The following is a 22,012-nucleotide window of genomic DNA, read 5'->3' as shown; positions in this document are numbered from 1 at the left end:
TTTTTCGATTAAGTTTCATCGCACGCGTCAACGCCGGCAGCCCGAGTCGGTACGCCATCCAGCACGCTAGCGTCGTCACGCGAACCCTCAACAGCTGAACGCTCAAGAGCGGGAGACTCAGATGTTGCAGGCTTTTCCTGCTGTTTTATCTGCTCCCAACGCGTATTGACAGCACGCTCATCCACTTCGTGAGGCAGCACGCCTTCACGTCGTGACAACAGCGTGCCATCAGGAAAGACATGCGGATGACGCCGCAACATCTTGGTCGTCAGCACATGAATGACATCATGGAAATCGAAACGCTGCTGCTCACGGGCAATCTGTGCGTAGAACACACCCTGAAACAGCAGGTCACCTAACTCGGCCGGCAGCTCAGACAGCACCTCATCCCGATTCTCGGTAGCGTACGCCGCTCGCTCGATGACATCAGCGACCTCATATGCCTCCTCCAAGGTATGCGGTACCAGACTTGCGTAGTCCTGACTGAGATCCCACGGACAGCCGTACTGCGGATCACGCAGTACGGACATCAGCGTCAGCAGGTCATCGAGGCTGTAGCGCGCATCGTTACGCTTGAGGCCATCAAGTGCCGACGACGTCATTTCTTGCCACCCCCGACACGCAGACGTTTGACGTCGATGATATTGGGTAGCTGCTGAATGCGCGCGAACACACGCCCGAGTACATCCAGGTTCTCGACTTCCAGCGTAATCTTCAGCGTTGCAATATTATCGAGCTGATCAGTACGGGTGTTCACTGACAGTACATTGACCTTGTCACCGCTCAAGACATTGGTGACATCGCGCAGCAGCCCAGAGCGATCCCAAGCCTGAATCTCGATATCCACCGGATACTGGCTGCACGAGCGCTGCCCCCACTCGACATCGACGATGCGACGCGGTTCATCGGAGCGCAGCTGAATCAGGTTCGGGCAATCCTGACGGTGCACCGTGACGCCGCGCCCCTGAGTGATGAAGCCCGCGATCTGATCACCCGGTACCGGGTGACAGCAATTGGCCATGGTAGTCTTGAGGTTACCCACCCCCAGCACCATCACCGTGTCGGGCTTCTCCTTGCCTTGCGGCTTGCGCTGACGCAACAGGCGCTCGAGCTGCTCCTGATCATCGGTATCCCCGAACAGCTGCTGGGCTTGATGCAGCACCTGCCCCACACGCAAGTCACCTGCTCCGATGCCGGCATACATGTCATCACGCGTCGGGTAGTTGACGGCATTGGCCAGCTTGTCGCGATCAAGATTCTCGAGCGCCAGGCGTGAGAACTCCTTCTCGAGGAGTGCGCGCCCTTCATCGATATTCTGATCACGTGCCTGCAGCTTGAACCAGGCCTGAATCTTGGAACGTGCCCGAGAGGTACGCACATAGCCCAGGTTGGGGTTCAGCCAATCGCGGCTTGGACCGCCCTTGGTGGCCGTTAGAATCTCGACCTGCTGACCGGTCTTGAGCTTGTAGGTCAGTGGCACGATGCGCCCATTGACCTTGGCACCACGGCATCGATGCCCTACCTCAGTGTGCACGCGGTAGGCGAAATCGATCGGCGTTGCGACCTTAGGCAAGTCGATGACATGCCCTTCAGGCGTGAATACGTAGATGCGATCAGGCGCGACGTCGGAGCTAAGCCCTTCGCGAATCGCCTCCTGGCCGCCGTTCTCACCCACCTCGTCTTGCCATTCAAGTACTTGACGCAGCCAGGCAATCTTGTCTTCGTAGCTGCGGCTCTTATGGCCAACATCATGGCCCTTGTAGCGCCAGTGGGCACAGACACCCAGCTCCGCCTCTTCGTGCATGTCGAAGGTACGAATCTGAATCTCGATGACCTTGTTACCAGGCCCAACCACTGCGGTATGCAACGATTGATAGCCATTCTTCTTGGGATTGGCGATGTAATCATCAAACTCGTGCGGCACGTGATGCCAACGCGAATGCACAATGCCAAGCGCCGTATAGCAGTCACTGACCGTGCCGACCAGAATACGTACTGCACGTACGTCGTAGACCTGGGAGAAGTCGATGCGCTTGCGCTTCATCTTCCTCCAGATGGAATAGATATGCTTGGCGCGCCCGGCAACATCGAAGTGACGAATGCCCTGCTCGCTCATCAGGCCACGCAGGTCTACCAACAAGTCAGCGATATAGTGTTCACGCTCAAGGCGCTTCTCTGACAACTGTTTGGCGATGGTCTTGTATTCATCTTCCTCGCGATAGCGGAAGGACAGATCCTCCAGCTCCCACTTGAGCTGGCCAATGCCAAGGCGATGGGCGAGAGGGCCGTAGATATCGAAGACTTCACCGGCAACGCGCATGCGCTTCTCGCGCGGGGCGTCCTTGACCTGACGCAATGCGACGGTGCGCTCGGCGATCTTGATCAGCGCAATACGCACATCATCGATCATCGAGACCAACATCTTACGCAGATTGTCCTGCTGATCGTGCTGAACCATTCCATGGCTCGGGGCCTGCAACTGGCTAATGGCGGCCATGTTGAGCACGCCATCAATCAGACGCGCGACTTCCGCGCCAAAGTGCTTATCGATCGCTTCAAGACCCAGGTGGCCCTCACGCACAGCGCGATAAAGTACCGCAGCCACTAACGCAGGTTGATCCAGCTTCAGCTCCGAGAGGATATCGGCCATCTCGAGACTGAACCGAAAACTGACCAACGGCTCGCGCCAAGCTTATCGCCGCGAGCGTCTGCCTCACGCGCCACCTTGAGCGCCACTTCGCAGGCCTGCGTCATGACATCGGCATTCACCGACGGGACTTCCTCACGCAAACGCGTGACCCACATTGGGATGTCCACACCACCGCTATCGGTCAGCGGCTGATCTTCGCGCACCTTGACCATGACCCTATGTCCTTGAATATCTTGCTATCTTGATGACAGAGCCTCGCGGCCTTGCCTCAGTCCGCCGCCCGCTCCAGCAGCAGCATCGATTCCAGATGTGCGGTGTGTACAAACATGTCTGCCATCAGGGCGCGTGTGACGCGGTAGCCAGCATCCTGAAGCAATCGTGCATCACGCATCAGGGTGGTTGGATCACAGGCAATATAAAGCACGCGTGCTGGTGCACGATTGACCTTCCCTGCATGCAGATGACGTGCCAGCTCCTCGCAGAGAGGCTGAGCGCCATCGCGCGGCGGGTCTAGTACCAGAAGGTCGATACCCTCGAGTGACGGTAGCGAGCGGCTAAGATCGGCACGCCGCGCGCTGACCTGATCAAGCCCATTGACATGTGCATTGGCGATCAGCTGATCCACCATCCCTTGGCTGCCTTCGATACCGGTAACTTGCTTGGCACCTGCGGCAGCGGCGGCCAATGTCAGGTTACCGACGCCAGCGTAAAGATCCATCACGTTCAGGCCCGTCACATCGCCCAGCCATTCAAACGCCGTGTCGATCAGACGCTGATTGAGGGGAGCATTGACTTGTACGAAGTCGCCCGGTGAGAAAGCAAGACGCAGTGATGTTTCACCCACCGTCAGCGAATAGGCAGCATCTGGCGTACCCGCCAGCCACTCCATGACGACAGGATCACTTCCCACCCGCCAGCCGAAGACCAGACCATGCGCCTGGGCAAAGGCTTGCCAGCGCTCCGCATCGCGCGGCACGGCCTTCATCTGGCGCACAATGACGATGACCTGATCATCCGTTGCCAGCAGCTCAAGATGTCCCAGCCGCTTGGGAGCTTCAAGTGTGTTGATCAGCTCACGCAGAGGGGCAATGAGATTCGCAAGCGCCGGTACCAGCACACTACACGTCTGGATATCGACCAACTTGTTGTTGCCGCGACTCCGGAAGCCCAACTGAATCTCGCCAGCATCCGTCACTCGTACGCCAATGCGCGCACGACGACGATAACGGCTCTCGTCTTCACCCAGCGACTGAATGTCAGGCAGATCCACGCCATTGCGAGTGGCATGTTCGCTCAGTACATGCACCTTATGAGTGCGCTGCGAGGCCAGTGTCATATGCTGAAGCTCACACCCCCCACAGATACCGAAATACTCACACGGCGGCGTGACGCGATTTTCTGCAGCGTTGTCACGTGTGCGCACATGCGCCTCATCGAAGCGCTTGTGGTTACGGTGGATCGCGAGCGTGACACGCTCGCCAGGCAACGCACGATCGATGAACTGGGTCTTGCCAGTCGCATCGTGTGCTATGCCACGGCCATCGTGAGCCAGGCGAACGACGGTCAGCCATTGACTATCCGCATCATCGACATCGCGTGTATCGCGACTGGCCACTTCCTTCTCGCGACGGGTCGGCTTGCGTGCCGGGCGTTTCTGTCCGAGCAGGGCCATCAGGAAGACTCTCCTGTTGTCATACTGGTCTTGTCAGTGCTCGTGTCAGTAACATCGTTCATATAAAGGCCTGTCGAGAGATAACGGTCGCCACGATCACAGACGATGAACACGATAACGGCGTTCTCGACCTGTTCGGCAACCTTGAGTGCGCCTGCAAGTGCGCCGCCGGAAGAAACACCGGCAAGGATGCCTTCTTCACGCGCTAATCGCCGCATGCAGACTTCAGCCTCGTGCTGTTCGATATCCAACGTGCGATCAATGCGCGTGGCATCGAAGATGCGCGGCATATATTCAGTGGGCCAGCGACGAATGCCCGCAATGCTCGCGCCGTCTGCAGGTTGTAGGCCGACAATCTCGATCTCGGAATTACACTCCTTCAAATAACGCGAAGTGCCCATGATCGTGCCTGTCGTACCCATGGAAGACACAAAGTGCGTGATGCGCCCATGGGTCTGTTGCCATAGCTCAGGGCCGGTGGTGCGATAATGCGCCAGCGGATTGTCTTCATTGGCAAATTGATCCAACGCCTTGGCCTCGCCACGCGCGATCATTGCTTCGGCGAGATCACGGGCGTGCTCCATGTTGTCGGCTTCAATCAACGTTGCGCCGTAAGCTCCCATGGCCTGCTTGCGTTCGGGAGAGGCACTGGCCGGCATGATCAAGGTCATGTGATACCCCTTGATGGCCGCCGTCATGGCGAGCGCAATACCGGTATTACCGGAGGTCGCTTCGACCAGGATGTCACCCGGCGTGATGTCGCCACGTGCTTCGGCTTCTGTGAACATGGAAAGCGCCGGACGATCCTTCACGGAGCCAGCCGGATTGTGACCTTCGAGCTTGGCTAGCAATACGTTATTGCGGCCTGCCGAGATCCGCGTCAGGCGGACCAGTGGCGTATTGCCGACAATCTCGGCAAGGCTGGGAAACTCTGCAACGGGAGACCCGGCGGACCCAGTGGATTCGCGGAAATGAGACATGAGGGGCAGACTCCAAAGACGCTGCGTCCGGACAGTCAGATAACAGCGAGTCAGGCCGCTGACATCATGACTATTGACGACCGGGGGGCCGCGTCGGGATGTAGATGATGCGCGCAGTATATCGCTCCCGCTCACCCCTGTCAGGGCGGTGACCATCGCATCGCTCAAGTCCGGAGGGTATGCTGGGCCGATCATGATCGTCGGCAGTGCCAACCACTGGCTGACGTGGTTTTTCCTCTTGCGGCGCGCGCCGTTTTCGTACGGTCTCCGTCATCGTTCATCATTATCCAGCAGGCCGATCTCGACTGCCTGCCCTGTCACGATGGATTGCCATGCTGCTTAGAACCCGATTTCAGCTTGCTCTGCTTCTACTGCCCCTCGCCACGAGCCTGTTGTTCAGTCTGTATGTGGTCGACCGCGAGACCAGCCGTGAGCGAATCGCCATGATGGAGCGCCTTCAGGCCAGCATGCAGGCGATAATGCCGGGACTGGCCAACGCCGCCCTGGATGCTGATGACCAGCGCTTGCACGAACAGGCTCAGATGTTGATCGACCAACGGGATGTGCGCGGGCTCAGCTTGCGTACCTCAAGCGGCGGCACTCTTTTGCACCTCGGCCCGAGTCAGCGTCCGGACACCAAGACCATGCTGGAGAGCGATGCCTATCCCGCATCGCAGACAGCACTGGTACTAGTGATGCCGGTGATCGACCCATGGCGCGAAGCTAGGCGCGGCGAGCAGATGTCATGGCTGGTGCTGGAGGCCTCCGATACGCGCCTCGTACTGCATCGTTATCAGCTGCTGGTCGGCTACGGATTAGCGAACCTGGTGTTCGGGCTTGGGCTACTGCTGTTTGCCTACCATGCATCGCGCAAGATGCTGCTACCCCTACATGACATCAGCGAGGCCATGACACGACTGGCACGCGGTGAGACGCACCAACACCTGCCCATACACGGCAATGACGACATGAGCGAGCTAGCCGAGCATTACAACCTGAGTGTTGATCAGCTCAAGCGCGCTCGAGAAGATATGCAGGACCAGATTGAGCAGACGACGCTAGACCTGCACGAATCCATGGAAACGGTCGAGATCAAGAATATCGAGCTGGACATGGCGCGACGCAAAGCACTGGAAGCCAATCGTATCAAGTCAGAGTTTCTGGCCAACATGAGCCATGAAATCCGTACGCCGCTCAACGGCATCATCGGCTTCAGCAACTTGCTAGGGCGTAGTGATCTCGATAATCGCCAACGCGATTGGCTGGGGCACATGCAAAATGCGTCTACGTCGTTGATGTCACTGATCAATGACATTCTCGATTTTTCCAAGATCGAAGCAGGCAAACTTGAGCTCGAAAAGGTCCAGATGGATATCGAGCCACTGATCGAGGAAGTGCTGGCGATGCACGCCCCCGAGGCACATCGCAAAAATCTGCACCTGCTGGGCCTAGTCTATGACGATGTTCCCCAGCGTTTCGAAGGCGACCCACTGCGCATCAAGCAGGTGGTCACCAATCTCGTCGCCAATGCGGTCAAGTTCACCGAGCGCGGTGAGGTCATCGTGCGCGTGATGGTCGATGATTTATCTGGCAGCAGCACACGACTCAAGATTGCCGTCGCTGACACCGGCATCGGCATGGATGGCGCTCAGCGTAATCGCCTATTCCAGGCATTCTCTCAAGGTGATCCGTCACGCGCGCGTCAGTTTGGCGGTACCGGGCTGGGACTGATGATATCCAAACGCCTGGTCGAGCAGATGGGCGGCGAAATCCAGGTAGAAAGCCTGCCGGGGCACGGCTCCACCTTCCTGTTCAGCGTTCCTGTCGCCATCAGCAGCATTGAAGAGCGTCCACGTGAGGTGGTGTTCGATCATCAGCGCATCTGCCTGATTGAGCCTCACTCAGCGACACGCAGGGCGCTCAGTTACCTGTTGACACGCTGGTCATTGGAACTGGTCGGTATCGACGAGCAGCCAGACCTCGTCGTCGTCGCACTGGAAAGCAGTGACCTCAAGCGTCTTGATGAGTGGGGGCAGCGACTCAAGCATCTACCCTGTCGCGTATTGGGCCTACTTAATGCTCCGCTACCGGCCAATGCCGAGAACCTGCAGCATTACGGCATCGACGAAATCGTCAGCAAACCCGTCACTCGACTTCAGATGCGTCATAAGCTAGCCAATCTATTGCATTCGCCTAGGCGTGACTCATCCAGCCTACAGGATGCCTCGCCATTCATACCGCTGGGCAATGCCTCATCCTCAGCACGCCTGCCCTCGAGCATCATGCAACCTGCAGCAGACATGACAACAGCGGGCATGGCGCCTGAGCCAACGCGAAGCACGTCACTCAGTGCCCATTCAGCAGGCACGGCTAGTGCCTCCGTGCAGCAGCCTGCCTCACCATTGCCGCGTAAATGCGTCATGGTGGTCGACGACAATCCTTCCAATCGCCTGCTGGCAGAGGAGCTGCTCACCGACATGGGTCTGGATACCCTCGCGGCTCAAAGCGGTGAAGAGGCGTTGGCCCTTGCCCAGCAACAGCCACTGGACGCCGTATTGATGGATATCCAAATGCCAGGCATGAATGGATTGGAAGCCACTCATGCATTGCGCCATCAGCGTCGCGAAGGACATGGCCATCTGCCGGTCATTGCACTGACAGCACATGCGCTAGCACATGAGCGCCGTGAGCTGCTGGCAGAAGGCATGGACGATTACCTCATCAAGCCAATTGATGAGGGCCTGCTCGCCAACATGCTGAGTCGTCATCTGGGTATTACGCTGAGTCCTCCCCCGACAGCTAGCCATTATCGTGGCTACTCGTCCTCTACCTACCGCTCTGCACCAGCTTCCACGGTGGCGGCTACCGTGGTGGCACCAGCGGCGATAGAGCAGGATGCAGAACTCCCTGTGGTCGACATGTCACTGGGTATTGAAATGGCTGGTGGCCGAGAGGCACTCGCGCTGGAAATGCTGGGACTATTGATTCAGAGCCTGCCAGACAGCGAAGCGCGCATCCGCAATGCCTGGGAAAGCCGTGATAACGACGCCATGGTGGAGGGTGTGCACTACTTGAACGGCGCCTGTCGTTACTGTGGCGTGCCGCGCCTTGCCTTGTTGGTCGAGGCACTTGAAACGCGCATTCGCGTCAGCGGACTCTCCCAGCTGGAAAGCGATGTCGATGCACTGTTTGCCGCCATCGCGAGCCTCGAGGTTTGGGCCGAGACAGCCGAGGGCCAGACACTACTGGCCACACCTGACAATGCGGTCGTTTCCTCTGCCGAGGCCGCCCCTTCTGGAGCCGCCCCTTCTGGAGCCTCCCCTTCTGACGAATAGTCTCAGGCATAACCGTGCCATGGCATCAGAGGCCATAAACGACAACGCCACCCGATGCCGTAAGGCGGGGTGGCGTTGTCGTTTTCATGCTACCGCTATATCACTATCGTTCCAGCACGACAAAAGCGATGGCTTGATCACGCTCGTCACTGATCGAGAGGTGCAAATGACGAATGCCGGCACGTGCCGTCAGCGTTTCGGCTTCATCAGAGAGCAGAAATGACGGCTTGCCCAGCGCATCATTGACTACCTGAATCTGGGTAAAGCGCATGCCCTGACGCAATCCAGTGCCTAGCGCCTTGACAAAGGCCTCCTTGGCCGCAAAACGCTTGGCCAGAAACGCCGCCGGCTGCGAATGCCCGACAAAGCGCTCAAGCTCTTCAGCGCCGAGCAGGCGGAGGGCAAAGCGCTCGCCATGTCGTGCCATGGCCACTTCGAAGCGTTCGATTCGCGCTATGTCCGTGCCTATACCAACAATCATCCGCAGCAGCCCGAGCCCTGTACATGCTCATGATCATCTTCTTCATGATCGTGGTCATGTGCATCCAATGCGGCCATCAATCCCGCTTCCTGACCAGCAATGCACAGGCGCTTCATCTCGACGACGGCATCCTTCAGGCCCACGAACATGGCGCGTGCGATGATCGCATGGCCAATATTCAGTTCGTTGAGTCCGGAGATACCGGCAATCGCCTCGACGTTGTGATAGTTGAGGCCATGGCCGGCATTGACGATCAGCCCCAGCTCGCTGGCCAGTTCTGCGGCAGCGGCGATACGCTCGAATTCAATACGCGCGGCTTCGCCACTGGCATCCGCATAGGCGCCGGTATGCAGCTCGATGACCGGAGCACCCGCCTCGAACGCCGCACGAATCTGCGCGGGCTCAGGATCGATGAACAACGAGACTTCACAGCCCGCTGCCGCCAGACGCTCACAGGCAGCACTGATACGCGCCAGATCACCCGCGACATCCAGTCCGCCTTCGGTGGTCAACTCTTCACGCTTTTCCGGCACCAGGCACACATTGGCCGGACGCACGTCTTCCGCCAGTGCCAGCATCTCTTCACTGACGGCCATCTCAAGATTCATACGCGTGTTGAGCACCTCAGCGAGGATACGCACATCACGCTCTTGAATATGACGACGGTCTTCACGCAGGTGAACGGTAATCCCGTCAGCACCGGCCTCTTCAGCCACCAGAGCAGCTTGCACGGGGTCGGGATAACGAGTACCACGGGCCTGACGCAGAGTGGCGATGTGGTCAATGTTGACCCCGAGCAGGATACGCAGCGGATGCATGGTCAGCTCCTTGAAATGGATGACACGAATATATTTTGTTACAAGATGACATCTTGTATGAAGTACAGACTAGCCGCACGTCTCATGACACAAGACTCATGACTCAAGCACCCTGACGGCTCTCACGACGCCTTGCCGTCAATTGCATCATCAGTTCACGCGAACGTAGCGGACGATTACCCAGCAATGGAGCAAGCGCGCGACGCGCCAACCACAGACTCTCACGCGCCAATCCGACATGCCCCCAGTCTTCACTGGCCAACAACTTGAGCGCACGCCCCTCGACACCGCGAGCACCCTCCGGCTGAGCACGAAACCGCCGCTCGCTGACCACATAGTCATAGCGCACATCGGGCGCCAGCATCTCGTCTTCCAACGTACGGAACTGTGGCAGCTGCTCAAGGGCTTCCAGCAGGCTGTATTCCAATCGCCGTAGCGCGGGAGCCCGCTTTGCCGGCAGTGCAATCTCGTCCAACGTCAACGAATAGAGCGCGAACAGCTGTGGTACCGGCATTTCTATCGGCAAGGTGCGTGTCAGTAACTCGTTGGCGTAGAAACCACATAGCAAGCCTTCGCCCGCCAAGAGACTGGCACTACCGCCGGTCTCCATCAGGTTGAGCGTCTTGAGATCACTCTCGCCTCGCCAGGTGACATGCAGAGGCGTGAACGGCTGTAGTCGCGAACGTGACTTGCTACCCGGGCGCTGTACGCCACGCGCAACAGCACGCACGCGACCATGCTCGAGCGTCAATAGCTCGATCATGGCACTGGTTTCGCGGTAGGGCTTGCGGTGCAACAGAAAGGCCGGTTGCGGCGTCATCAGGCAGAGCTCGCATCAGGCGCAGAAGACAGAAAGCCTTCTGCGCCGGTCGGTCATGATAAATCGTGCCACGCGGTGGATAGCCATCCATTGCACCAGAGCAGTGAGGCGCAGGCTGATCCGGCGTGATTCACGAACATTTAATCGTGATTGTAGCCAAGGCTCTTGAGAGCGCGTTCGTCATCGGACCAGCCGCGCTTAACCTTGACCCACAGGTTGAGCATGATCTTGGCATCGAAGGCACGCTCCATCTCGAGACGCGCTTCGCGACCGATATTCTTGATACGCTCGCCGTTCTCGCCGATCAGAATCTTTTTCTGGCCCTGACGCTCGACCATCATCAACGCACTGATGTGCAATGTGCCGCGCTGATCGGTCTTGAATTCCTCGATCTCGACGGTCATCTGGTACGGTAGCTCGTCGCCCAGCTGACGCATCACCTTCTCACGTACCAGCTCTGAGGCCAGGAAGCGCGAGCTCTTGTTGGTGATCTGGTCATCCGCGAACATGTGTTCGCCCTGCGGCAAATGCGCCATCACGTTTTCCAACAGCAGATCAATGTTGGTACCGTGCTTGGCTGACATCGGAATGATGGCGGTAAAATCACGACGTTCCTGCAGACTCTTCAGCCACGGGCCAAGAGTACTCTTGTCCTTGAGCCAATCGATCTTATTGACGACCAAGAAGACCGGTGCCTTCACGTTGGTCAGTTTCTCGAGAACGATCTGGTCTTCTTCCATCCAGCGCGTACGGTCGACGATAAAGACGACAGCGTCCACGTCACGCAGTGCCTGGGTGGCAGCCTGGTTCATGTAACGGTTGATCGCCTTGTTGCGATCGCGCTGCATGATGTGAATCCCGGGGGTGTCGACAAACACGCACTGTGTGCCACCTTCGGTGTGGATACCCATCACCTGGTGGCGTGTGGTCTGCGGACGACGTGAAGTGATCGACACCTTCTGACCCAGGATATGGTTCATCAGGGTCGATTTACCGACATTGGGGCGGCCGACGATAGCGACGAAGCCACAGCGGGTATCCGGCAGAGGCTGTTCTTCCAGGCTCGCTTCTACGACGTCATGTTCTACAGTGTCGTGCTCTGTCATATCAGCATCTTGAGCGCTGGTGTCTTGCACATCAGCAGCCTGCTGAGAGGCTTCGCCCGTATCAGCATCGATAGCATCAGTCGCACTGGCGACATCAGTAGTTTTAGCGACGTCAGCAGCGTCAGACGTGCCGCTCGAGGTGGAATCGTTTTCTGGGGTATGGCTCATGAGCGGGCTCCGCGGGCAGGTTCGAGCAGTTGCAGCGCGAACTCGGCCGCCTGCTGTTCAGCGTGACGACGGCTAGAGCCGACGCCGGTGGTATTAGTGTCGATCATCTCGACGTGGCAATCGACGCTGAAGGTCTGCGAATGTGCTTCGCCTTCGACGCTGGTCACCTCATAGCGCGGCAATGCCGCCTGGCGCGACTGTAGAAACTCCTGCAGACGCGTCTTGGGATCTTTTTGAGTGTCCTGAAGATTCAGTGCTTCAAGACGGCTGGCGTACCAGCGCAGTACGTGTTCACGCACGACGGCCATGCCAGCATCCAGATAGATGGCGCCAATCACGGCTTCTACGGCATCGGCGAGGATGGACTCACGGCGATGACCACCACTTTTCATCTCGCCGGACCCCAAGCGCAGGTTCTCACCCAGATTGAACTCACGGCCGAGCTCAGCCAGGGTCTGGCCCTTGACCAGCCGTGCGCGCAGGCGCGACAACTGGCCTTCACGGGCCTGGGGAAAGCGCAGAAACAACGCTTCGGCAATCAAGAAATTGACGATGGAATCGCCAAGAAATTCGAGTCGCTCGTTGTTCTGACCACCGTAGCTTCGATGTGTCAGTGCCAGCTCCAGCAGACTGGCATCACCAAAGGTATGGCCGATACGCTTTATAAAGGCATTCAGCGTGCTACTCACAGGTCTCCCTACTTTCTTTTATCGCTGACGCCCGTAGGCGTCCTGTCGAATGATGCACCCGTCATTTCTGCAGGTGCCTGTAGTCTTCGACATGCTGTGCGATGCCCGAAGCCAGCACGGCTTGAGGAATTGCCGGTTGCCACCATCCCAATCCGATGTTCGTCAGCTGCGATCTCCGCCAGCTTGTGGCTGCGGGTCCAACATGATGAACAGCAGGTTGACATGGCAGGCACGACGCATCGTCCCATGTCGAAATGATCAGCAGGCTGCTAAAAAAGCGACTCTGCCAAACACGAACGGGCCGCCTTGCGGCGGCCCGGTGAATGCACTGATCAATGAATCAGGCGTACCGAGGAAAAGTCAGGGAACCCGTCTTTCCAGTGCATCCATATCGCTACCGCCTTGCCAACGATGTTCTCTTCCGGGACAAAGCCCCAGTAACGACTGTCGTTGGAGTGATCGCGATTGTCACCCATCATGAAGTACATACCTTCCGGCACCCGAACTTCGCGTAGCTGCGGGCCAGGGTCTCGAGGATTATTGTAGATTTGATGAGCGTGTTTCCCCAGTGTCTCGTCCAGCAAATTCTCGCCGGGCTGCTCACTGACATTACGCGCATTGATCGATTTACCCACGGACTTGCCGTTGACGTAGAGCTGCTTGCCCTCATAACGAACAGTATCGCCAGGCAATCCGACAACTCGCTTGATGAAATTGGTCGACGGGTCTTCCGGGAAGCGGAATACCATCACATCACCGCGCTCAGGCTCACCAACTTCCAACACCTTGGTATTGACGACCGGCAACCGCAGACCGTAGTCGTACTTGTTGACCAGAATGAAATCTCCGATCTTCAACGTCGGCAGCATCGAGCCCGAAGGAATCTGAAAGGTTCATACGCAAAGGAGCGTACCACCAGTACCAGCAACAGTACCGGGAAGAACGACTTGGCGTAATCCACCGGCCAGGGGTCGCGCATCAACTTCTGACGCGACTCACCGTCCAGCTCACCTTCGATGGACGCTTCGGCGCTTGCGAGCCGAGCCTTACGCTTTCCACGCAGCGCTATCAGGTCCACCAACCAAACCGCGCCAGCCACCGCCACGGCAATCACCAATACTAGCGAGAAATCCATCGTCGTCCCTGTGTCTGCCTTGGGTCATGATGACAAGCCGCCAGTCGGCGGCTTACCTCAATCGTTCAATTTGAGCACGGCGAGGAAGGCGTCCTGAGGAATTTCCACTCGGCCGACCTGCTTCATGCGCTTCTTGCCCGCTTTCTGTTTCTCGAGCAGCTTCTTCTTGCGGCTGACATCGCCGCCATAACACTTGGCGGTCACGTTCTTGCGCAATGCCTTGACGGTAGAGCGCGCCACGACCTGACCACCGACAGCCGCCTGAATGGCAACGTCGAACATCTGACGTGGAATCAGATCCTTCATCTTCTCGACCAGCAGACGGCCACGGCCATGCGCATGATCACGGTGGATGATGGAAGCCAGTGCATCGACGCGGTCACCATTGATCAGCACATCAAGGCGCACCAGTTTGGCAGCCTCGAAACGGTCGAAACTGTAATCCAGTGACGCATAGCCCTTGGAGATCGACTTGAGGCGATCAAAGAAGTCCATCACGACTTCTGCCATCGGCAGCTCGTAGATCAGCTGAATCTGGCTGCCGAGGAACTGCATGTCGAGCTGAACACCACGACGAGAGACGCATTCGGTGATGACGTTACCGACGTATTCCTGTGGCACGAGGATGGTGGCGCGGCAAATAGGCTCACGCAGCTCATCGACGTTGGCCATGTCCGGCAGCTTCGAAGGATTGGAGACCGGTAGCACGTCACCGTTATCCATACGTACTTCGTAGATGACCGTTGGAGCGGTCGTCAGCAGGTCAAGACCGTATTCACGCTCCAGGCGCTCCTGAATGATCTCCATGTGCAACGTGCCCAGGAAACCGACGCGAAAGCCAAAGCCCAGTGCGTCGGAATTTTCCGGCTCGTAGTCCAGTGAAGCATCGTTGAGCGCCAGCTTTTGCAGCGCATCACGGAAATCTTCGAAATCATCGGAGCTGATCGGGAACATGCCCGCATAAACCTGCGGCTTGACCTTCAAGAAGCCCGGCAGACGTTCAACCTTGTCGGCCGTCTTGGTGTGCACGATGGTGTCACCCACCGGCGCGCCCATGATGTCCTTGATACCGGCGACGATGAAGCCCACCTCCCCCGCACGCAGGACACCCGTTTCCTTGCGCTTGGGCGTAAAGATGCCAATCGCGCCGGCTTCCCAATCGCGGCCGGTAGACTTCAGGCGAATCTTCTCGCCCTTCTTGAGGGTACCGTCGAAGAGACGCACCAACGAGACGACGCCGAGGTAGTTATCGAACCAGGAATCGATGATAAGCGCCTGCAGCGGCGCTTCCGGATCGCCCTTGGGCGGCGGAATATCACGCACCAGACGCTCAAGCAGTGCTTCCATGCCCATACCGGACTTGGCAGACACCTGGCAGGCATCCGTCGCGTCCAGACCAATGATCTCCTCGATTTCCTGAGAGACCTTGTCCGGGTCCGCCTGCGGCAGATCCATCTTGTTGAGCACCGGCAGGACTTCAAGCCCCTGTTCGATAGCCGTGTAGCAGTTGGCAACCGACTGAGCTTCAACACCCTGCCCGGCATCGACAACCAACAGAGCGCCTTCACAGGCATACAACGAGCGCGAGACTTCATACGAGAAGTCGACGTGCCCCGGAGTATCGATGAAGTTCAGTTGATAGGTATTGCCATCGTCGGCGTGGTAGTCGAGCGTTACCGACTGCGCCTTGATGGTGATGCCGCGCTCACGCTCGATATCCATCGTGTCAAGCACCTGCTCCTTGAGCTCACGGACGCTCAACCCTTCGCACAGCTGAATGATACGGTCAGCCAGCGTGGACTTGCCGTGATCGATATGGGCGATGATTGAGAAATTGCGAATATGCTTCAAGGACGGCGGCGTTACGCGTTCGGTCATGGATCACTGCTCTGTATTTGTGCCCGCCTCCGTGAAAACACATGGCCATCACGGGAGACAACGGAAATCGAATTGCACGCATTGTACAGTCCGACTTGAGGCGATGATAGAAGGTGTTGCCTTTTGAGCCTTCTCCTATCCCGCCCCGCACTCGGGGCTGGCGCATGACAACAGACAGGGCGCACGGTCTCCCATGCGCCCTGTCTGTTGTCAGAGCATGATGATGGCGTCTGAATTACTTGCCAGCGTCCTTGCGCATGCGCAGCGCGACATAGAGCGGCCGACCATTACGCACCAGACGCAGAGAAACGGGCCGATCCGTCGGCAGCGCCGCAACGATATCACGCAAGTCTTTCACACTCGTCAGTGGCTTCTGGTTCAGCTCCACTAGCACATCACCTGCCGCGATACCGGCTTCGGCGGCAACGCCCTGCGGGTCTACCTCCATCACCCGCACCCCGTTATCAAGATTCAGCTCCTTCAAGGCAGCCTTGTCGAGGTCAGCGGCGGCGATACCCAAACCCTGCTTGTCATCACTTGCCTTGGTGACCTGATTCTTCTCGCTGCCCGGCCAATGGCCAACCTTGACGTCTAGCGTCTGGCTCTTGCCATCACGCAGCAGTGAGAGCTTCAGCGAGTCACCCGGCGAGCTGATACCGACCATGCGCGGCAGATTGGCAGAGCTCTCTACATCCTTGCCATCGACGGCCGTAATGATGTCACCGCTCTGGAGGCCTGACGCTGCAGCGGGCCCATCCGGGTCGAGATCTGCAATCAGCGCACCGCGAGCGCGATCCAGCCCGAACGACTCAGCGAGGTCCTTGGAGACTGGCTGAATGACTACACCCAGCCAACCGCGATCGACACGCCCGTTTGTCTTGAGCTTGTCAGCAACATCCATGGCGACATTGATGGGAATCGCGAAGCTCACGCCCATGAAGCCACCGGAGCGGGTATAGATCTGGGAGTTGATGCCCACCACTTTACCGTCGAGATTGAACAATGGCCCACCGGAGTTGCCCGGATTGATCGCCACGTCAGTCTGGATGAAGGGCACGTAGGCATCTGACGGCAAGGTACGGTCAATGGCACTGACGATGCCAGCTGTCACGGAGTGATCGAAGCCGAACGGTGAGCCAATCGCTGCGACCCATTCACCGACTTCCAGCGCACCACTGTCACCCAACGGCAGAGTCGGCAAGTCCTCAGCGCTGACCTTGAGCAACGCGACATCGGTCTTCTTGTCCTCGCCGACCACCTGCGCCTTCAGCTCGCGGCGATCATTCAGACGCACCATCACCTCATCGGCACCATCCACCACGTGCGCATTGGTCATGATGTAACCGTCATCGGAGATGATGAAGCCAGACCCGAGACTGGAACGCTTTTCGACGCCACCCTGCCCCTGACCGGGCACCTGGTCACCGAAGAAGCGCCGGAAGAACTCTGGCATTTCTTCGCCATTCGGCCCACGGAATACAGGGTTCGAGGCACGCTTGACCTCGGTAGTGGTCGCAATATTCACCACCGCCGGCGCAGAATCCTTGACCAATTGTGTGAAGTCGGGCAATTCGTTTGCCTGAACCATGGAAGTACCCATCAGGGCAGCCATGGCCAGTGCGGGTACCATCAGGCGGGAAAGGGATTTCATCAATGCGGCTCCTGGTACGTCCTGTCACTTGTTATGAGACGTGCTGGCACTTGTCATATAGCATGCTGACGCCGATGCTCTTGACTGCCGAGGCATCCTTCTCATTGACGTCGTCATGGCGTTGAAGTTCATCAATTGGCGCCGCGCTCAACGCAACCGCGAGTCGCAGAGAAGCGACATCCTGCAGCTGGGCGTTATATTCAAGCGCTTGAGTCGCTAACTGATCACACCGCCTTGATCGCGAGCGCATCGACTCCCAGTCGACGCAGCAGCATGGGCCGATAAAGTGCTTGCTGATCAGGGCGTGCCGCATGCCAGCGCACCACCAGAAGCCCCGCCGTCAGTGATAACGCAAAGCCCAGCGGCACCGCTAGCGCACCAGTTCCTGCAAGCTGCTCCGCGACAATACCGCCCAGCATTCCACTGATCAGCGGCAGACCATAGAGCAGACCCGCACTACGCAAGAAGGCAGATTCATCGATGCCGATCACGACTCGCTCTCCTACCGCTGGCCAGGTTTCGCCATCAGGGACATGAATCAGCACACGATGTGGCTTACGCGTTGAGAACTGACTCAGCAGGCCACTGCCACAGCTACTACGCGCATTGCACGCGCCACAGGTCGAGCGGCGCTGGGTCTCGACCCACACCCCTTCCCGACCATGTCCCATGACCTGACCTTCTTCCTGCATCATCTTGCCGACTCCTGAAAATCTCGCCACGCATCGGCGGCACATACGGGTAGAATAGCGCTATTCAGGGGCACTCTTCACGCTGCGTCCTATGCGCACCTTTGGCACAACGTCTGAGAGTGATCCCTTTCGACTTCATCAGCAGGAGCTCTCATGAGCGAAGCACCGCCCTCCACCTCGCGTCTCGATCCACTCCATGGGGTCACCTTGAAGGCGCTGCTCACCTGGCTAGTTGATCATTACGGCTTCGAGACACTCGGCGAACTGATTCCCATCAATTGTTTCACCAGTGACCCAAGCATCAACTCTAGCCTCAAGTTTCTGCGCCGCACACCCTGGGCGCGCACCAAGGTAGAGACATTGTATATTCAGACTGCGGATCGCTATCTACACGACTGAAGCAACGCAAGCAGTCGACAGCGTGAAAAGACGCGCAAAAAAAGAGGGAGGCGCCTACTCAGGCGACTCCCTCTTTTCATGAGCAGATACAGGGCATTATTTCACCCATACCAAACTTTTTGTCAGCGTCATACGTTACTGAGCGACATCCTGTAGACTGATCCACTCGCTACGCTCCGGCACTGGGCCACGCGTGGAGTTCTTGCTCAGGTAGGCTTCAAGCAGACGGCGCTGGGCTAGATCCGCTGCCGCAACGTTACTGGAAGACAGACCGTTGGAAGACGTATTCTGACCTCCATAGCTCTCGCCTTGAGGCGCCATGAACATCGGCCTGGTATTCATTGGCGTCGCGCCTACCTGCATCAGGCCATTACCTGCTGCCGGCAACGACCACTGAGGCGCCTCAGTGGCTGTCGATGATTGATTCACTTGACGCAAGTTACCGCCGCTCTGAGTGCCTGGCACACCACTGGCAAGTTCTGCGCCGCCAGTAACGCTGGTCGGTACACCGCTTTCGCTGCCATTGAAGACCTGCACGCCAGTGATCACCATCACGGCCACGCCAGCGGCAATGGCTGCGGACCCAGCGAAGGAGAATAGGCTGCGGCGTTCTGCTACCGGCTCGACCGCCGGCGCTTCTCGAGACACCATCTCGACTTCAGCACTGACCGCCGCTGCGATATCCATGGTGAATACGCTTTCGCGTTCGCGGTGCATGGTACTGCGCGCCAGATGATAACGACGCCAGGTATCTGCAGTCTCAGGAGACTCATCGAGTCCCTTGAGGACACGACGCAGATCCAGCTCATCCCCCTCCGCATCCATTAGCGCGGAGAGCGACTCTTTCACGGATTCGGTAGTCTTCAGATTCATGCGTAAATACCCTCACACTCGTCAGGCTGATAAAAGATTCAACCTGCACTCCTGACAACAAATGGCGTCATTCACCATGACGGTTGGCGGCCCGCCAGAATAAACCGGCAATCTGCACACTATGATCACGTGCCGCACGGATCGTTCCACCATGCGTTCAGAAAACATTCACTTTTCAGCCACAAAATACCCAAGCCATTGTTTTTACTGACACTCATGTCGTAGATAACCGACAAAAAATATCGCAACGATATCTCACCACTCACCATCAATATTTGCCCGCCACAAAAGCAGTCAATTGCCACTTTTATCAGCAACAACACTAATCAGCGACAGCTGCGACTGACGCAGGGCTAACCAACCCCTGTATTGCCTTGTCGACCGCCTCGCGCGCGCGAAAGATACGCGAACGCACGGTGCCGACCGGGCATTGCATGACCTCAGCAATGTCCTCATAGGACAATCCATCGAATTCACGCAGCGTAATCGCTGTGCGTAAATCCTCCGGCAGTTTTTCGATGGCGCCGAAAACCACCTTCTCAAGCTCATCACGCGCCATGGCAGCTTCTGGCGTCTCGATGTCCGAGAGCCGCCCGGACTGATCGATCATCTCGCATCGCCGATATCCATGTCAGTCCCCGGCGGACGACGGCCGCGCGAGACCAGATGATTCTTGGCCGTATTGATGGCAATACGATACATCCAGGTATAGAAGGCACTTTCCGCACGAAAATTAGGTAACGCGCGATAGGCCTTGATAAAGGCTTCCTGAGCCACATCCTGCACTTCAGAATGATCGTGAACATAACGGCTGATCAAACCAAGAATCTTGTGCTGATATTTCCTGACCAGTAGATCGAAGGCGCGGTTATCCCCTTTCTGGGCACGCTCGACCAGCTGCTGATCTGTTTCATTGACACTCATTCACTCGCTCCCTCCGCGGGAGTGGAGGCACCGCTTGCGGACTCCACATCGGGAATCCCCGGGGCATCAGTACCTGATAGGAATTGCGACTTGCGCATGCGTTATCCGGCCCCTTTGAGGTTTATGCTGTTGGATACGCAGATCAGCGGACAGCCAAAACACTATCGGCGACCCGCTTACGCGACCAAAATCAACGCACAGTGTTCCTGTTTATCATTTGTACGGCAAGACACGTTGCGCTCAAAGCGACAGGTTTTACGTGTTGTTGCACATGCTGACTTTAATTGGCGACGCTGACACGTTTATTCGTAACGATTTCTTTACACGCCGTCGTATGGCTTGTCATTCAACCCTCTTTCTCAACACCCAATCACTTGACAGGTGATTAATATTAAGCAAAGGGCGCTGACAAGCAGGTAAGCAGCAGATAACATGGACTCATACACCGTGAACACATTAACGGCCGGTGCCAAGACGCCAGCCTGCTTCTGCGGTCACAACTGCAGATGAACAACGCTCAGGACACTGTCATGTCAGAACAACACGTCAATAACCTCAACGTCCTGTCCCAGGATGTACTGATCACCCCACAGGCGCTCAAGCAGGAAATCCCGCTGACCGAGAAGGCCGAAACCACCGTCATCGAAGGTCGCCGCACCATTCAGCGCATTCTCGACGGTGAAGACCCCCGCCTGCTGGTCGTCGTCGGCCCCTGCTCCATCCATGATCTCGACGCTGCGCGTGACTACGCACGCCGCCTCAAGGTGCTGGCCGAGGAAGTGAAAGATAGCCTCTATATCGTGATGCGCGTCTACTTCGAGAAACCACGTACCACCGTCGGCTGGAAAGGGCTGATCAACGATCCGCACCTCAATGATTCCTTTGAAATAGAAGAAGGCCTGCACATCGCGCGCGGCCTGCTGGTCGAGCTGACCGAGATGGGGCTGCCGCTGGCTACCGAAGCACTCGATCCAATTTCTCCGCAGTACATGCAAGATTGCATCAGCTGGTCTGCCATCGGCGCGCGTACGACCGAATCCCAGACTCACCGCGAGATGGCGTCTGGCCTATCATGTCCGGTCGGCTTCAAGAACGGTACCGACGGCTCTCTGGATGTCGCCGTCAACGCACTGCAGTCCGTGTCGCACGGCCACAACTTCCTCGGCATCAATCAGGCTGGTCAGGTTGCGATCATCCGTACCCGCGGCAATGCTTATGGTCATGTCGTGCTGCGAGGTGGTAACGGCAAGCCTAACTACGACAGCGTCAGCGTTGCACTGGCCGAGCAGGAGCTGACCAAGGCCGGCGTCGCTACCGCCAACCTGATGATCGATTGCTCGCACGCCAATTCCAACAAGGACCCGGGCCTACAGCCACTGGTACTGGAGAACGTCACCCAGCAAATTCTCGAGGGTAACCGCTCCATCATGGGCCTGATGGTTGAGTCCCATATCAACTGGGGCGCGCAGAAGATCAACGCCGACCGCAGCAAGATGGAATACGGCATTTCCATCACTGATGCCTGCATCGATTGGGCAACGACCGAGACGACCTTCAGAACCATGGATGCCAAGCTCAAGGACGTGCTGCGCACGCGCTTGGAACAAGCTGCCGATGCCTGATGACAGACACATGGCACCAGATGCTTGAATCTGTGCCCTGAGCCTGCTTTCTGTCATCAAAAAGCCCCGCCAACTGGCGGGGCTTTTCTGTGTGCAGCACGACAGCCTGATAACCACTA

The 22,012-nt window shown here is 57.5% G+C and carries 15 protein-coding genes and 3 pseudogenes; 3 read left to right on the top strand and 15 right to left on the bottom strand.

Features of this window, described 5'->3' with window-relative positions; genetic code table 11:
• Window positions 1–8: 8 nt before the first annotated feature.
• The 4 genes and pseudogenes from BF12_RS19995 to cysM all read right to left on the bottom strand — a co-directional run bounded on the left by BF12_RS19995 (window position 9) and on the right by cysM (window position 5,302).
• Window positions 9–602, bottom strand: a complete 594-nt coding sequence (locus BF12_RS19995; protein WP_051510980.1) for a MazG nucleotide pyrophosphohydrolase domain-containing protein — start codon at window positions 600–602, stop codon at window positions 9–11.
• A pseudogene (gene relA / locus BF12_RS19990) lies at window positions 599–2,862 on the bottom strand (GTP diphosphokinase). Before relA ends, BF12_RS19995 begins: the two are co-directional and overlap by 4 nt.
• A gap of 56 nt (window positions 2,863–2,918) precedes the next feature.
• Window positions 2,919–4,322, bottom strand: coding sequence for an RsmD family RNA methyltransferase (locus tag BF12_RS0112580; protein WP_024952582.1), 1,404 nt, complete (start codon window positions 4,320–4,322; stop codon window positions 2,919–2,921).
• Window positions 4,322–5,302 (bottom strand): cysteine synthase CysM, encoded by a 981-nt coding sequence (gene cysM / locus BF12_RS19985; protein WP_051510982.1) that lies wholly within the window; start codon window positions 5,300–5,302, stop codon window positions 4,322–4,324. The genes BF12_RS0112580 and cysM overlap by 1 nt, the downstream gene beginning before the upstream one ends.
• Window positions 5,303–5,634: 332 nt before the next feature.
• Between cysM and BF12_RS0112570 the strand changes: the two genes are divergently transcribed.
• Window positions 5,635–8,637: an ATP-binding protein gene (locus BF12_RS0112570; protein ID WP_024952580.1), complete on the top strand. Its 3,003-nt coding sequence runs from the start codon at window positions 5,635–5,637 to the stop codon at window positions 8,635–8,637.
• Between the two features lie 103 nt (window positions 8,638–8,740).
• Here the strand turns inward: BF12_RS0112570 and acpS are convergent, their stop codons facing one another.
• The 9 genes and pseudogenes from acpS to BF12_RS0112520 form a co-directional block, all read right to left on the bottom strand.
• A complete protein-coding gene (gene acpS / locus BF12_RS0112565) occupies window positions 8,741–9,118 on the bottom strand; it encodes a holo-ACP synthase (RefSeq protein WP_024952579.1) in 378 nt (125 codons plus the stop codon).
• A complete protein-coding gene (pdxJ, locus tag BF12_RS0112560; protein WP_024952578.1) occupies window positions 9,115–9,936 on the bottom strand; it encodes a pyridoxine 5'-phosphate synthase in 822 nt (273 codons plus the stop codon). The genes acpS and pdxJ overlap by 4 nt, the downstream gene beginning before the upstream one ends.
• 103 nt (window positions 9,937–10,039) lie before the next feature.
• Window positions 10,040–10,756 carry a DNA repair protein RecO gene (gene recO / locus BF12_RS0112555; protein WP_024952577.1) on the bottom strand — a complete coding sequence of 239 codons (717 nt, stop codon included), beginning with the start codon at window positions 10,754–10,756 and terminating at the stop codon, window positions 10,040–10,042.
• Window positions 10,757–10,896: 140 nt separating this feature from the next.
• A complete protein-coding gene (gene era, locus BF12_RS0112550; protein ID WP_084488103.1) occupies window positions 10,897–11,862 on the bottom strand; it encodes a GTPase Era in 966 nt (321 codons plus the stop codon).
• 164 nt (window positions 11,863–12,026) lie between these two features.
• The gene (gene rnc / locus BF12_RS0112545; RefSeq protein ID WP_024952575.1) at window positions 12,027–12,719 is read right to left on the bottom strand and encodes a ribonuclease III; all 693 of its coding nucleotides are present in this window, start codon (window positions 12,717–12,719) and stop codon (window positions 12,027–12,029) included.
• Window positions 12,720–13,051: 332 nt separating this feature from the next.
• Window positions 13,052–13,854 (bottom strand): annotated as a pseudogene (gene lepB, locus BF12_RS19980) (signal peptidase I).
• 57 nt (window positions 13,855–13,911) lie between these two features.
• Window positions 13,912–15,732, bottom strand: coding sequence for a translation elongation factor 4 (lepA, locus tag BF12_RS0112535; RefSeq protein ID WP_024952574.1), 1,821 nt, complete (start codon window positions 15,730–15,732; stop codon window positions 13,912–13,914).
• A gap of 235 nt (window positions 15,733–15,967) precedes the next feature.
• On the bottom strand, window positions 15,968–17,383 hold the full coding sequence (locus tag BF12_RS0112530) for a DegQ family serine endoprotease (RefSeq protein WP_024952573.1): 1,416 nt from the start codon (window positions 17,381–17,383) through the stop codon (window positions 15,968–15,970).
• A 224-nt stretch (window positions 17,384–17,607) separates the two neighbouring features.
• Window positions 17,608–18,078: a SoxR reducing system RseC family protein gene (locus BF12_RS0112520; RefSeq protein ID WP_024952572.1), complete on the bottom strand. Its 471-nt coding sequence runs from the start codon at window positions 18,076–18,078 to the stop codon at window positions 17,608–17,610.
• A 150-nt stretch (window positions 18,079–18,228) separates the two neighbouring features.
• Between BF12_RS0112520 and BF12_RS0112515 the strand changes: the two genes are divergently transcribed.
• Window positions 18,229–18,474 carry a VF530 family protein gene (locus BF12_RS0112515; RefSeq protein WP_024952571.1) on the top strand — a complete coding sequence of 82 codons (246 nt, stop codon included), beginning with the start codon at window positions 18,229–18,231 and terminating at the stop codon, window positions 18,472–18,474.
• Window positions 18,475–18,609: 135 nt separating this feature from the next.
• On the opposite strand, the gene BF12_RS21225 is transcribed toward BF12_RS0112515, so the two are convergent.
• The gene (locus BF12_RS21225; protein WP_084488101.1) at window positions 18,610–19,347 is read right to left on the bottom strand and encodes a sigma-E factor negative regulatory protein; all 738 of its coding nucleotides are present in this window, start codon (window positions 19,345–19,347) and stop codon (window positions 18,610–18,612) included.
• A 322-nt stretch (window positions 19,348–19,669) separates the two neighbouring features.
• Window positions 19,670–20,271: pseudogene (gene rpoE, locus BF12_RS19970) on the bottom strand (RNA polymerase sigma factor RpoE).
• 530 nt (window positions 20,272–20,801) lie between these two features.
• Between rpoE and BF12_RS0112500 the strand changes: the two are divergent.
• Window positions 20,802–21,893 (top strand): 3-deoxy-7-phosphoheptulonate synthase, encoded by a 1,092-nt coding sequence (locus BF12_RS0112500; protein ID WP_024952569.1) that lies wholly within the window; start codon window positions 20,802–20,804, stop codon window positions 21,891–21,893.
• The last annotated feature ends 119 nt before the right edge of the window (window positions 21,894–22,012 follow it).

Source organism: Cobetia crustatorum, assembly GCF_000591415.1.
Taxonomy (GTDB): domain Bacteria; phylum Pseudomonadota; class Gammaproteobacteria; order Pseudomonadales; family Halomonadaceae; genus Cobetia; species Cobetia crustatorum.
This window is presented reverse-complemented; position numbering and strand designations above follow the sequence as displayed.

What these genes read in the sequence shown, in the direction of transcription:
- BF12_RS19995 (WP_051510980.1), bottom strand. Translation starts at nt 602, where the DNA reads ATGACGTCGTCGGCACTTGATGGCCTCAAGCGTAACGATGCGCGCTAC.
- BF12_RS0112580 (WP_024952582.1), bottom strand. Translation starts at nt 4,322, where the DNA reads ATGGCCCTGCTCGGACAGAAACGCCCGGCACGCAAGCCGACCCGTCGC.
- cysM (WP_051510982.1), bottom strand. Translation starts at nt 5,302, where the DNA reads ATGTCTCATTTCCGCGAATCCACTGGGTCCGCCGGGTCTCCCGTTGCA.
- BF12_RS0112570 (WP_024952580.1), top strand. Translation starts at nt 5,635, where the DNA reads ATGCTGCTTAGAACCCGATTTCAGCTTGCTCTGCTTCTACTGCCCCTC.
- acpS (WP_024952579.1), bottom strand. Translation starts at nt 9,118, where the DNA reads ATGATTGTTGGTATAGGCACGGACATAGCGCGAATCGAACGCTTCGAA.
- pdxJ (WP_024952578.1), bottom strand. Translation starts at nt 9,936, where the DNA reads ATGCATCCGCTGCGTATCCTGCTCGGGGTCAACATTGACCACATCGCC.
- recO (WP_024952577.1), bottom strand. Translation starts at nt 10,756, where the DNA reads ATGACGCCGCAACCGGCCTTTCTGTTGCACCGCAAGCCCTACCGCGAA.
- era (WP_084488103.1), bottom strand. Translation starts at nt 11,862, where the DNA reads ATGACAGAGCACGACACTGTAGAACATGACGTCGTAGAAGCGAGCCTG.
- lepA (WP_024952574.1), bottom strand. Translation starts at nt 15,732, where the DNA reads ATGACCGAACGCGTAACGCCGCCGTCCTTGAAGCATATTCGCAATTTC.
- BF12_RS0112530 (WP_024952573.1), bottom strand. Translation starts at nt 17,383, where the DNA reads ATGAAATCCCTTTCCCGCCTGATGGTACCCGCACTGGCCATGGCTGCC.
- BF12_RS0112520 (WP_024952572.1), bottom strand. Translation starts at nt 18,078, where the DNA reads ATGATGCAGGAAGAAGGTCAGGTCATGGGACATGGTCGGGAAGGGGTG.
- BF12_RS0112515 (WP_024952571.1), top strand. Translation starts at nt 18,229, where the DNA reads ATGAGCGAAGCACCGCCCTCCACCTCGCGTCTCGATCCACTCCATGGG.
- BF12_RS21225 (WP_084488101.1), bottom strand. Translation starts at nt 19,347, where the DNA reads ATGAATCTGAAGACTACCGAATCCGTGAAAGAGTCGCTCTCCGCGCTA.
- BF12_RS0112500 (WP_024952569.1), top strand. Translation starts at nt 20,802, where the DNA reads ATGTCAGAACAACACGTCAATAACCTCAACGTCCTGTCCCAGGATGTA.